Source organism: Roseibium sp. SCP14 (assembly GCF_040329475.1).
Classification (GTDB): domain Bacteria; phylum Pseudomonadota; class Alphaproteobacteria; order Rhizobiales; family Stappiaceae; genus Roseibium.
The window spans coordinates 486,231-498,953 of sequence record NZ_JBDZYH010000003.1 but is presented as its reverse complement, the minus strand read 5'-3'; the positions used below and the strand labels follow the sequence as shown (position 1 = coordinate 498,953).

Below are 12,723 nucleotides of genomic sequence, written 5' to 3'. Positions count from 1 at the left end.
TCCGTTTAGTCCGGGAAAGCGTGCGTGAACGCCCTCTATATGCCCCGATCCACAGAACATTGAAAGATCTGACTGCTGGAGCCCTCAAGTTTCTGTTTCGTTAACCATAATTGGCAATTCATAGGCTATCGTTTTGAAGATTCGCCCACTGGATCCGGAAACTGAACTCTTGTTTGAGCCACAGGCCCCAAAGAAAGACCTTCGGGAAACCGTCCGCGACACGTTTACACCGTCGCGCGTCGGCCTGTTGTCCTGGGCTTTTGCGGCTGTCATCATGGGCACAGTCGGATTGGCATCCTACCAGTTCGGAACGCAGCCTCTCACTCAGAATTCGGCAAGATTGATTCCTTCCGGCCTTCCGCTGCCGCCTGCCGGCGACATCGAAACGACGGCTTCCATAGGTCGGGAAACGCCTGTGGAGATCTATCAGATTCAGGACAACGAAATCCGATACCCGTCTAAGGATCTTGAGCAGAGCCAGATTGAAGTGTTGCAGCGGGAGATAGCTGGACTTCGCCGTCGCTTGATCGCTCTTTCCGAGCAGAACATCAGTTACTCCCGCCGGATTTCGGAACTCGAGAAGCAGGTTTCCATCACTGGGCCAGCTCAAACTGAGAGCCTCACCGAAAGTGTCGATCCGACGATTGAGCCGGTTCCCGGAGTGATCAAAACCGAAATTCAACCACCGTCCCGGCCACAAAGCGAATTGGTGATTGACCCCGCCCCGAGCGGTTCACCTACCGCAGAGAACGCGAAAAAGGTTTCAGACACGATCGCCGAAATGTCGGAACCGGACTTGCAAACCAGGTCACACCCTCCTCGTGTGGTCGCGCTGGATCAGAAAGCTGAAGTTTCCACGCCAACCGAACCACCTTTCCAGGCGTCGCGCGAACCGGTTCGTATCGTGACACTGCCGCAAGGGACGGATGAGCCGGTAACGACAGGGTCTATTCCAGCTCCAACTCAAGCCCCCACTTTGGAAGGCTTTGACCAGGCTCCGACCCAAACCGTTCTAGCTCCAACGGTTGTAACGCCTTCCGAACCATCCGGCCGGGTAAACGGTCAAATCAAGCGAAGCGATTTCGGTGCGGTCATAGGTCACTTCAGCACGACCGCGGGAGCTGCAAAAGCATGGGCGGATTTCAAAAGCCAAAACGAGGAGCGCATGCGTGACCTTCGTCCGCTGTTGCTTGAAAGACAGGTCGCCGAGGGCGGGGTTTCGCTCCTGATTGGACCGTTCGGCAATGCGGCAGATGCCGCGATTGCCTGTTTTCAACTGTTGGAGACAACAGAGCTTTGCCACCCGGCCGTCTATGCAGGGGATTCGCTGGTAACAGCAGCCGAATTCAGGGACACCGCATTGTAAGCGAATTGTTTGAGAGCACAGAAAAAATTGCTCCGCACCGATAAATGAAAGCCCCGATGCAACGACGCACCGGGGCTGTTTTGTTTTCAGTTTCTTAGGCTTCTAATTGCCTCAGCCGATCACCTGAAGCGCCGGGAATGTTTCCAGAAGCCAATATGAGAATACCGCCATCTGGCCGGTTAGAAACATCACTCCGGTCAAGACGAGAACGCCGCCCATGGTCTTTTCGACAGCGCCCATATGTTTACGAAACCGTTTCATGAAATTCAGGAATGGTCCCGCAAACAGCGCGGCCAACAGGAACGGTATCCCCAAGCCGATGGCGTAAGCACTCAGAAGCAACGCCCCCTGCCCCACGGTATCTTCCGTCCCGGCAACAAAGAGAATGGCTGCAAGGATCGGGCCGACGCAGGGTGTCCAGCCAAAGCCGAACGCCAGACCGATCAGGTAGGCGCCAAGCGGCCCCGCAGGCTTCTTGTCGACATGCACTCTGGCTTCTCTGTACAGCAAACCAATTCTGAACACGCCCAGGAAATGAAGCCCCATGACGATGACGACCGCACCGGCGATATAGCCAAGATAGTCAAGATATGACCTGATGAACTGCCCTAGAAAACTTGCCGTTGCCCCAAGGAGTACGAAAACGGTCGAGAACCCCAGCACAAATACCAAAGCGCTGAAAAAGACGCTTCTGGTAGCCGATTGCTTGTCATCGTCTCGTTCTCCGGTGAGCTGTTCAAGCGACACCCCGGCGAGAAAGCCAAGATACGGCGGAACGAGTGGAAGGACACAAGGGGATACGAAGGACAAGACCCCGGCCAAAACGGCGCCAATAATCGTCACATCCTGAATCATCTGAATTTCCGGTCTATTAAAAGGTACCTCCGGTCGAAGCCGGTCCGATTAGAGGTACACTGATTTAGTCCCGTGAAGCTTTGACACAAATACAAAAGCCACTCACCTTTTGGAGAGCAATGCGTATTTTGGGTCTAGTCCGTCTTCTCGGAGCCACTTTCCGGCAATAGGCCCTGTTCCTGGTAAAACTTCAATGCGCCACGATGTAGCGGCACCGAATTTCCATTCGCAACCAAATCACCCGGTTCCAACTGCGAAAGTGCCGGGTGCAGCTTCTTTAGGTCGTCAAAATTGTTGTAGATCGTTTCGACCACTGTGCGGACGATCTCATCCGGCATCATTGCAGACGTCACAAGCGAAGCGGCACCTCCGAATGAGGAAACGGCCTCTCTTTGGCCGTAGAGGCCGGCCGGAATTTTCGCCTCCAGGTAATATGGGACATCCTTGGTGAGAAGCTGCACTGTCTCGTGATCAAATCCGATTAGCCGGATGTCGCATTGAAAATTCGTCTCTTCAATCAATGCAGCCGGATGACCGATGAGCGCGAAATAAGCGTCAATCTCCCCTGCGCACAAAGCGTCGGCCAGTTCGGAGGACCCCAGATGAGTCAGATTTTCCTTGTCAGCTTCCGTCCAACCGATCGTATCGACCAGTACGTTCCAGGACGCCTCGGACCCTGAACCCTTGCCGCCAATGTTTACCTTGGCAGATTTCAGGTCATCGAGCGTCTGAAACTCTTCATCAGCTCTAACTACAAGCGTGGCAACTTCGGGATGCAGATAGAAAACCGAACGCAGTTCCTCAAACGGCCCATCCTCTTCAAATCTTGCGGTCCCGTAAAATGCATGATGCAGCCAATCGGACTGGACATATCCGAAATCAATATCGGCCGATCGAAGTTTCCTGATATTGGAGATCGAGCCCAGGGTTGATTCTGCGGAGCAACGCGCACCGTGCTCTTGCCGGCTCAGGTTAAGGAGCTTGCAGGTGGCTCCACCGGCCGGATAGTAGACACCGGTCACGCCACCGGTCCCGATTGTAACGAAATGTTGGTCAGAGGCGTGGGCGTGCATGAAAGCCGACGCCAGAGAAAAGGCCAAACCGCTCACCACCACACCAGACATTCGCAAGATCCAGGATCTCAAATGCTGGAGTTTGCATGCACTGAATATGTTGGAAACCATCGAAATTCGCATAAGTTCTCACAGCCCGTATTCGTGCCGACAACCAGCACTCCACCGTGGCGCAGCAATAGCAAACCAGCCTTTGTCTGGCCAGTTCAGGTTGAGCGAACCACATTCCTCGTGACGGGACCCCGTGTCATTTTGCGTACCGGCAACAAAAAAGGCGCCAACGCGCCTCACAAATAATCGGATTTCGAAAATGCTCCGGCCCCACCCCTTGGCCGGTCATTTCTTTGCAACGCTATTTTGTCCGACCACCATGGATGACTTCGAAGAGTTTTCCTTTTAACGCCTCTTCCGTCTCCCCTTCCTGCAGGCCCTGACGCCATTGATCAAGAATGAGCCTTAGCCCGAATGTCTCACGGCTGTGTGGAAGATCACCAAGGAAAGAAGCGAAAAACGAATCCAGATGATGACGGTCGATCAGGCCCTGATCAATAAGACCGTGAATCAGGGTCATCGTCGCCGCAATGTGACCTTTCACAAAATCGAACTCCACGGAGCTCGTGTGATTGTCTAAGGGTGTTGTTTGCATGTAACCTCTCATGTGCCCGATGACGTTACCGTACAAAACTATATTGCGCCACCTGACAGTTTTCGCAAGAGAACGGTCATTATTAAACTAATTCCGAATATAGTTAACTATTAACAATTTCCGCCAGCAGACTTAATTTTCATTTTTCTACCGATCAGTTTGAATAAATTAAAGTTTTACTCCAAACGACACATTGTGCATACAAATCTTGTCATTTTTTGCGATCCAAAATTTTAAATCACAGAGTTTTCCGCATGCCTGTTGAAAAAATCAAAATTGCCTCTTGCAATGTCCTCTATGTCGGCATAAACACACGCCACCAACGCGGTGGAGCAACGAACCAACGACGCACCAACCGCCCCGGAAATTGGTGAGAGCCGATAGCTCAGCTGGTAGAGCAACTGACTTTTAATCAGTAGGTCCAGGGTTCGAACCCCTGTCGGCTCACCAAATTTCCCAACGAAATCAATCCCCTAAGTTGCAGATTTTACCGAAGCGCTGGCGAAACGGTCAGGTCATGTTCCACATGATTTTCACCTGTACCCCCGAAATCAAATGTCCGTAGACTGCCCCCTTAGGCCTGCCCTTTTCCGGCATGAGTATGCAAGCAGCATCCCCTCGCTCTTCGTTCGCGCATCGACGCAATATCAAAAGCGTGACCGGTTCTGGTGCGCTCTCCGGCTAATCGCAAACGAATACCAATTGGCAATGTTCGGCGATCACTTTCAAGGGCGCACGAGAACGCGCTGACATTGATCGGGAATAACTCGTTGCTCACCCCAGGTAGTTCCGATTGATGAAGGTGAACCGGCTTACAGATCAATCGTCCAGAATTTCGGTCAGCATCTTGTTGATGAGATCTCTGATCGACTTTTCCTGAAGATCGTTCGGCTGCAATTCTTTCTTGCTCAATCCTTCAGCGTCTTTGGCAGTCATCTCACGAAGAAGTTTCTTGGCTGCATCCGGGTCATCCTGTTTCTCCAGATGCTCCTTGGCGAGATACTTCAACAGCGACATGGTCACATGCTGCCTCACCAGTGCATCGGCAAGCCCATTGCTGAGCGCACCGATGGAGTTGCTCACCTGTTGCCGTTCAAGTTCACTCATTCCAGCCATTTTTCAATCTCCTAAATGCAGTTATGGGTTTGACGGGCAATCGACCGCTTCGAAGGCGTATCCACACGTTCCGCGTCAAAACCTGCGAAAGACTCACCATCTCCAGATGCCGACAAAGTGCAATGCGAGTTGCCGACCTTTCCCCAGATACACTGTCGAGAGACACGTACATGATCTGAAGCATCCAAACAGCAAGGTCGCATCTTTTGCCTGTTGCTGATGCGCGAAACTTAAGAGACGAACCACATGGATCTGCCGGTGGATTGGAAGCTGTTTCACATTCATCGAGCTCTCATCAACTGTCTCTTCTGGAAATCCTTTTCTTTCGTTCGAAACAGACAACAACTACGCCAAGCAAGCGATGGAATTTGCGCAATGGAACCGTGCTGAACTCGAAAAAACGTTCAATTCATTCCCGAAAGCCAACCAGTCAATCCAGAACGACCAAACCGTGCTCTCCGACAATCATTGTCTTTAACGTTGCAGCTTCGTCTGAACTCAGTCCAGCCGCCAAAAAGAAAGCGGACGAGGAGGTCTGCTCCGCGCCCGCTGTACACATTTTGCAATTGATCGTGCCCCATCCACATCTGCGGAATGGGACTTATCGCTACCTGCCTCAGGAAGCTGGCGCGCTGCGGCTTGTATGTCCCTCCCCGCCAAACATCTTCTTGACCCGTTCGCGCATGCCCTGAAGGCTGACATAGAGGATCGGGATCAACAGAACCCCAATCGACGTTGCGAAGAGCATTCCGCCAAAGACGGCAAACCCGATGGCCTTCTGACTGGCGGCACCAGCACTTGAAGCCGTCATCAGGGGTACGACACCCAGCAAGAACGACAATGCGGTCATCATCACCGCCCTGAAGCGCAGATGTGCCGCCTCGACTGCCGCATCACGGATCGATTTGCCGCTGTCACGCTGTTCCATTGCAAATTCGACAATCAGAATCGCGTTCTTCGCCCCCATGCCCACAAGCATGATCATGCCAATCTGCGTATAGAGATTGACGTCCCCGCCTGTCACGAACACAGCGGTCAGGGCACCGAAAATTGCAAAGGAGACCGACATCAGGATCGCCACCGGCATCGTCCAGCTCTCATACTGTGCCACCAGGAACAGATAGGTGAACAGAATGGAGAGAAGCAGGATGAAGATCACGATATTGCCGGATTCGAGCTGCTGTTGCGCTGTGCCTGTCCACTCATAGGTATAACCTGGCGGCAGGGCCTCTTGCGCAGCCTTTTCGACCTCGTTGATCACAACGCCTGTGGATGCTCCCGGCGCCGGGTCGGCCATGACGGCAGCGGCACGGAAGAGATTGTACCGTGTCAAAATTTGCGGCCCGAGCACATTCTCGGTCGTCAGCAGCGTGCGCAAGGGCACCATGGTGCCGTCATTGGAACGGACATAGAGCCGGCCAATGTCTTCAATCTTGTCGCGATACTGTCCTTCCGCCTGGATCATGACTTTGTAGACCCTGCCGAAGATGTTGAAGTCGTTGATATAATACGACCCGAGATAGGCCTGCAACGTCGTGAACACATTTGACACGTCGATGCCGAGCGTTTTGGCCTTCTGCCGGTCCAGATCGACAAAAACCTGAGGAACGTTCGACCTGAACGTTGAATAAGCGCGGGCAATGTCAGGGCTCTGATTTGCGGAATAAACCATCGAACCGACCGCGGAGGCGAGATCCTGAGGTGTCCCGCCGGCGGTTTGCTGAAGCATCATCTGAACACCACCGGTCGTCCCGAGCCCTGGAATCGGCGGCGGGTTGAAAGCAATGATATTCGCGCCGGGTATGGTCGAGAACTCCGCCCAGAACTTTCCGAGAATCGCGTTGATCCGCAGATCAGGTTCCTGACGGTCTTCCCAATTACTCATGGTGGCAATCACGAGCGCAGCATTCGAGGACGTCGCGCCGTTCAGGATTGAGAACCCGTTCACGATCACCACATTTTCGACACCAGCCGTGTTTCTGGCGAGTTCGACAACCCGTTCGGTTACAACTTCCGTACGCCCGAGCGCCGCCCCGTCCGGAAGTTGCACGTCGACCATCAGATAACCCTGATCTTCCGAAGGCAGGAAGCCCTGAGGCAAGGTGCCCCCGAGCGTGACGATCAGCGCCACGACCCCGACGACGATAACGACACCGATGAATGCCACGCGAACGAGCCGGCGTACGATTGCCGTATATCCGTTGCGGACATTCGTGATGCCTCGGTCAAACAAACCCATGATACCGCGCGGCGGTCCCGAACGGGCTTTCAGGATCAATCCGCACAGTGCAGGCGACAACGTCAAGGCGTTGATGGACGAGATGACCACCGAAACGGAAATCGTCACCGCAAACTGCGAATACAGCCGCCCGGTGATCCCCGGCATGAAGATTGTCGGCACGAACACCGCGAGCAGCACAAGCGTAGTCGCAATAACCGGGCTTGTGATCTGCTCCATCGCCTTGGCGGTTGCCTCCTGAGGCGCCAGCCCCTCTTCGGCAATGATGCGCTCCACGTTTTCGACAACCACGATGGCGTCATCGACAACAATTCCGATCGCCAGAACAAGTGCGAACAGGGAAACCGTATTGAGCGACATGCCAAGAACAAGCAGCGCCGCAAAAGTACCGATCAGCGAGACCGGGATCGCGACGGTCGGAATGATGGTTGCGCGCCAGTTGCCAAGGAAGATGAACACGACCGAGACCACAAGCAGGAAGGTCAGGAACAACGTGGCAATCACGTCATTCAGCGAGGCCTCCACAAAGTCGGTGGTGTTGAACGGAACGGCATATTCCATATCATCCGGGAATGCGCGCGACAGAGTTTCCAATCGCGCAAGAACCGATTCCGCCACCTGCAAGGCGTTCGCTCCGGGCGCCTGGTAAATTGCAAGAACGGTGGAAGGTTGACCGTTGAATTCCCCCGACGCGTTGTAGAACTGGGCCCCAAGCTCAACACGGGCAACGTCGCCAATCGTAACGATCGCACCGTCCTCCCCGGTTCTCAGAACGATTTGCTCGAACTCTTCCGCCGTCGACAGCCGGCCCTTTGCCTTGATCGTGTACTGGAATTGCTGGCCATCGGGGACCGGCGGCGCACCGATCTGGCCGGCGGCAACCTGAATATTCTGGTCCTGGACCGCCGAAATGAAATCGCTCGGCGTCATGCCGAGACTGGTCAGTTTGTCCGGGTCGAGCCAGATGCGCATGCCGTATGCAAAATCGGTCATGACGTCGGCGCGGCCGACGCCCTGTACGCGGGCCAATGCATCTTTCAGGTTGATCGAGGCGTAGTTGGAAAGAAACACCTCGTCATAGGTGCCATTCGGCGAATACAGCGTGACAACCAGCAGCATGTTGGTGCTGGACTTTTGCACCGTCACGCCGTTTGCAGTCACTTCACTGGGCAACTGGCTCGTTGCCTGGCTGACCCTGTTTTGCGTATTGACTGTCGCAATATCAGGGTCCGTTCCAACCGCGAACGTCACATTAAGCGAATAGTTGCCACTGTCGTTGCTCGTCGACTGCATGTAAATCATGTCGTCGACACCGTTCACTTGCGCCTCGATGGGCGCGGCAACCGTTTCTTCAAGCACCTCGGCGTTGGCACCTGTGTAGGTCGCCGAGACGTTTACGACCGGTGGTGTGATATCGGGAAATTGCTCAACCGGCAGTGCCAGATATCCCAGGATACCGGCAATCGTAATAACAATTGAAATGACCAGCGCGAATTTCGGCCGGTAGATAAAAAAGCGTGAAAACATTTAGCTTTGCTCCACCGGCTTGGCTTCAAGAACAGGGTCGACCTCGACACCGGGGCGCACTTTCTGCAAGCCTTCGGTGATGACTTCGTCGCCGTCCTTCAGCCCTTTGGTGACGACAAAGTTGGTTTCCACCTGCTGACCGAGTTCCACGTATCGCTGCTCAACCTTTTTGTCCGGTGTAATCACAAGAGCAAAAGGTCCTTGCTGGTCCCGCTGGATGGCGGCCTGGGGCACGACCAGTTCGGTCTCTGCTTTCGGGGCTTCCAGAACAACTGTTACGTAGGTCCCGGCCAGAAGACGGATATCCTTGTTCTTGAACTGCCCGCGTAGGGAAATCGTGCCGGTGGTGGGGTCGACCTGATTGTCGATATAAACAATTTTTCCTGTTTCGTCGTAGGATTCGCCATTTGGCAAAACCAGGCTGATCGTCGGCGCAACGTCCGGAGAAAGATCCGACGGATTGATGTTGTGGGTGTGAACGGCATTCATGTATTCCGCTTCACTGACCGAAAAGTTCACGTAAACAGGCGCAAGCCGGATCAACCTGGCAAGCGATTCCGTATTCGGTCCGACCACTTCTCCGACGCTGTAGGTGGTTTTGCCGATCTGCCCCGGGAACGGTGCGGAAATATCGGTGTAGCTCAAATTGAGTTCAGCCTGTTCCAAGGCAGATTGGGCTGCTTCAACGGAAGCATCCGCCTGTTGCAATTGCGCCAGCGTCGCATCATACGCAGCTTCGGAAACATGTCCCTTCTGAAACAGGTCCTTGTCTCGCTTTTCATCGGCGGACTTCAGCGCGGCATCCGCCTTCGCACTGGCCAAATCCGCCTTGGCCTTGGTCAGGGCTGCTTCGTACTCCGCCTTCTCAATGGTGAAGAGGTGCTCGTTTTCCTTGACGAAAGCCCCATCCGGGACCGATTTCTTTTCAAGAAACCCGCTTACACGCGCAACCAGGTCGACCTGGTCAACGGCCGCAATCTGGCCGACGAATTTCTGGCTTTCCCGGACATCCTGTGTGGTGACCTTAGCCACCGTCACCGAGGGAGGTGGCGCTGCAGGAGCCGCCTGCTGGGAATTGTCGGTACAGGCCACAAGCAGCGCCGAAGCCGTTGCAGCAAGTACGAGAGGGCGGGAAAAAGTGGTAAAACGCAGAAAGGTCATTCGTGAAGCTCCGCTGTCTGGCCGGTCTGGCCAAGCGCATAATCGAAGTTCACTATAAAAGGACTGGTTGATTCAACAAGCGAATTTTGTCGGAAGGATTACCCCTCAACTGCAAAAGTTACGCCGCGTTTTCAATTCCTATAGCACTGCTGGAATAGAATTTGGTCGCAACCGTAAGATGCCTGTGGTTGTCAGCTTGCGGGTGACAGGATCAACGTCAAACCAGACAGCTCGTTTGCAGGAACCGTTTTGGGTTCGGTGACAGAAGAGCATGAAATTTCGAGTGCAGCGATCGACGGAGTATTGCCAGGAACATGGCTTGCAGCCGTTTCTCCGACAAGGAAGCGATAGGCTGCCGGGTTCAGGACCGAAATGCGTCCGCGTGGCGTTTCCAGTTCCAGTCCGAGGCTGGTCGCACGCATCTCCCGCTGACCTGTAAATCCGCCAAGAAACTCGTGATGATCCGACGGGTCGCCGGCAACGAGGTAAGCGGCCTTGACTCTCTGCGCACCGTTTGCGTGGCTCTGAAACGCAGGTTTCCAGAAATTTTCGGGATACCTGTTGTGACAGGTGAAATAGCCGATTTCGGGACTTAGCGGATCGCGCAGGAAAGTAAGGTCGAACGCGACCTTTGCCGTCGTCCCATCCGCCAGGTGAGCAATCCGTTCAAATGAGAAAGGATCGAAAACGTCAAGTCCGACCCTCTCGAAGTCACTTCGATCTTTATCCGGGTCCTTGCTTTCAAGCACCAGCATGCTGGCGCCTTCCCGGCACTTGAGAAAGTCGCGATTGAAGGCACCGAAGGAAAACGCGCTTCCTTCCGACTCCGGAATAAGATCTGGTTCCGCGATTGTCAGAAGTTCGATGAAGAAGCCATCCAGTTGCACCAGTCGATTTGCCGTCCCCCATGGGTGCCGGTTTTCCGGCGTCACGGTAAACCCGAGTTTCTCGTAGGCTTGGCCCACAGCCTCGAGATCCTTCACCGCAACAACGAGATGATCTAGACCACGCACCATGACTTCTTCCTCAAACGTAACTTTGAACGATCAGACCAGACGGCTTTGCTGAATCGCAGCTCCGATAAAGGAGGCAAACAACGGATGCGGTTCGAACGGACGTGACTTCAGTTCCGGATGGTATTGCACGCCGATGAACCAGGGGTGGTCATCGATTTCGACAGTCTCGGGAAGAACGCCATCCGGAGAGGTGCCGGCAAAATTCAGCCCACACTTTTCCAGTTGATCCCGGTATCCGATATTCACCTCATAGCGATGCCGGTGACGCTCCGAAACACTTGTGGACCCGTAAATATCGGCGATCTTGGACCCGGGTTTCAGCGCTGCCGGATAGGCTCCGAGACGCATGGTGCCTCCAAGGTCGCCATCGACATTGCGCAGTTCTTTCTCATTACCCTTGGTCCATTCGGTCATCAGGCCAACTACGGGTTCCTTGCACGGACCGAATTCGGTGGAATTGGCATTGCTGATTCCGGCGAGGTTTCGCGCGGCTTCCAGAACTGCCATCTGCATACCGAAGCAGATGCCGAAATACGGAATTTTTCGTGTGCGGGCGAAATGAGCCGCGGCAATCTTTCCTTCAGCGCCGCGCTCTCCGAAGCCGCCAGGAACGAGAATGCCATGGACACCCTCTAGATAGGGGCTCGGATCTTCCTTTTCGAACGTTTCCGATTCGATCCATTCCAGATTGACCTTGACCCTGTTGGCGATGCCCCCGTGAACGAGTGCTTCGATCAGGGACTTATACGCGTCCTTCAGGACCGTGTACTTCCCGACGATCGCGATTTTCACCTCGCCTTCGGGGTTCGCAACCGCGTTTGAAATTCCTTCCCAGCGATCAAGCACGGGAGCCGGAGCCCCTTTGATGCCAAAGGCAGCAAGAACTTCGTCATCCAGCCCTTCTGCATGGTAAGCGATCGGCACGTCATAGATCGATTTGACATCGTATGCCGGAATGACCGCGCTTTCGCGAACGTTACAGAACAACGAGAGTTTGCGCTTTTCGTTCTCGGGGATGAGGCGATCGCAGCGGATCATCAGAATATCCGGCTGAATACCGATGGAGCGCAGTTCTTTGACCGAGTGCTGTGTCGGTTTCGTCTTCATCTCACCGGCGCTCGGAATATAGGGCATGAGCGTCAGGTGAACATAAACGGCGTCGCCGCGTGGCAGGTCGTTGCCAAGCTGGCGGATTGCCTCGAAGAAAGGCAACCCCTCTATGTCACCGACCGTTCCGCCGATTTCGACCAGAACAAAGTCATAGTCTTCGTTGCCGGTTACGACGAAGTTTTTGATCGCATCCGTGACGTGGGGAATGACCTGGACTGTACCGCCCAGATAATCGCCACGCCGTTCCTTTGCGATGATATCCTGGTAAATGCGGCCCGTCGTGATGTTGTCCTGTTGGTTGGCTGGACGACCCGTAAATCGTTCGTAGTGACCAAGATCGAGATCGGTCTCTGCCCCGTCATCAGTCACGAAACATTCGCCGTGCTGATAAGGGCTCATGGTGCCCGGGTCCACGTTCAGGTAGGGATCAAGCTTGCGCAAACGCACCTTGTAGCCGCGCGCCTGAAGCAACGCGCCCAGTGCTGCGGAAGCAAGACCTTTTCCAAGCGAGGAGACCACGCCGCCAGTGATGAAAATGTATCGCGCCATGGACCAATACCATATCCTTGCCGAGGGCCGTTTGGCCACTCGGGAGTTGCGTTCTTAACACATAA

9 protein-coding genes and 1 tRNA gene are annotated in these 12,723 nt (G+C 54.3%); 2 read left to right on the top strand and 8 right to left on the bottom strand.

Annotated elements, in window-relative coordinates:
* Positions 1 to 169 precede the first annotated feature (169 nt).
* A complete protein-coding gene (locus ABLQ08_RS14930) occupies positions 170 to 1,366 on the top strand; it encodes a hypothetical protein (RefSeq protein ID WP_352943658.1) in 1,197 nt (398 codons plus the stop codon).
* A gap of 111 nt (positions 1,367 to 1,477) precedes the next feature.
* On the opposite strand, the gene ABLQ08_RS14925 is transcribed toward ABLQ08_RS14930, so the two are convergent.
* The 3 genes from ABLQ08_RS14925 to ABLQ08_RS14915 all read right to left on the bottom strand — a co-directional run bounded on the left by ABLQ08_RS14925 (position 1,478) and on the right by ABLQ08_RS14915 (position 3,940).
* A complete protein-coding gene (locus ABLQ08_RS14925) occupies positions 1,478 to 2,221 on the bottom strand; it encodes a cytochrome c biogenesis CcdA family protein (RefSeq protein ID WP_352943656.1) in 744 nt (247 codons plus the stop codon).
* Positions 2,222 to 2,355: 134 nt separating this feature from the next.
* The gene (locus ABLQ08_RS14920; RefSeq protein ID WP_352943654.1) at positions 2,356 to 3,345 is read right to left on the bottom strand and encodes a TAXI family TRAP transporter solute-binding subunit; all 990 of its coding nucleotides are present in this window, start codon (positions 3,343 to 3,345) and stop codon (positions 2,356 to 2,358) included.
* A gap of 301 nt (positions 3,346 to 3,646) precedes the next feature.
* Positions 3,647 to 3,940: a hypothetical protein gene (locus ABLQ08_RS14915; RefSeq protein WP_352943652.1), complete on the bottom strand. Its 294-nt coding sequence runs from the start codon at positions 3,938 to 3,940 to the stop codon at positions 3,647 to 3,649.
* A gap of 374 nt (positions 3,941 to 4,314) precedes the next feature.
* Between ABLQ08_RS14915 and ABLQ08_RS14910 the strand changes: the two genes are divergently transcribed.
* Positions 4,315 to 4,390: transfer RNA gene (locus tag ABLQ08_RS14910), tRNA-Lys, on the top strand.
* A gap of 369 nt (positions 4,391 to 4,759) precedes the next feature.
* Here ABLQ08_RS14910 and ABLQ08_RS14905 read toward each other — a convergent pair.
* The 5 genes from ABLQ08_RS14905 to ABLQ08_RS14885 all read right to left on the bottom strand — a co-directional run bounded on the left by ABLQ08_RS14905 (position 4,760) and on the right by ABLQ08_RS14885 (position 12,658).
* Positions 4,760 to 5,056 (bottom strand): hypothetical protein, encoded by a 297-nt coding sequence (locus tag ABLQ08_RS14905; protein WP_352943651.1) that lies wholly within the window; start codon positions 5,054 to 5,056, stop codon positions 4,760 to 4,762.
* A gap of 616 nt (positions 5,057 to 5,672) precedes the next feature.
* Positions 5,673 to 8,822, bottom strand: coding sequence for an efflux RND transporter permease subunit (locus ABLQ08_RS14900; protein ID WP_352943649.1), 3,150 nt, complete (start codon positions 8,820 to 8,822; stop codon positions 5,673 to 5,675).
* Positions 8,823 to 9,983 (bottom strand): efflux RND transporter periplasmic adaptor subunit, encoded by a 1,161-nt coding sequence (locus ABLQ08_RS14895; RefSeq protein ID WP_352943647.1) that lies wholly within the window; start codon positions 9,981 to 9,983, stop codon positions 8,823 to 8,825.
* 191 nt (positions 9,984 to 10,174) lie between these two features.
* The gene (locus tag ABLQ08_RS14890) at positions 10,175 to 10,999 is read right to left on the bottom strand and encodes a VOC family protein (protein ID WP_352943645.1); all 825 of its coding nucleotides are present in this window, start codon (positions 10,997 to 10,999) and stop codon (positions 10,175 to 10,177) included.
* 30 nt (positions 11,000 to 11,029) lie between these two features.
* Complete coding sequence (locus tag ABLQ08_RS14885) at positions 11,030 to 12,658, bottom strand: CTP synthase (protein ID WP_352943643.1); 1,629 nt, start codon at positions 12,656 to 12,658, stop codon at positions 11,030 to 11,032.
* Between the last annotated feature and the right edge of the window lie 65 nt (positions 12,659 to 12,723).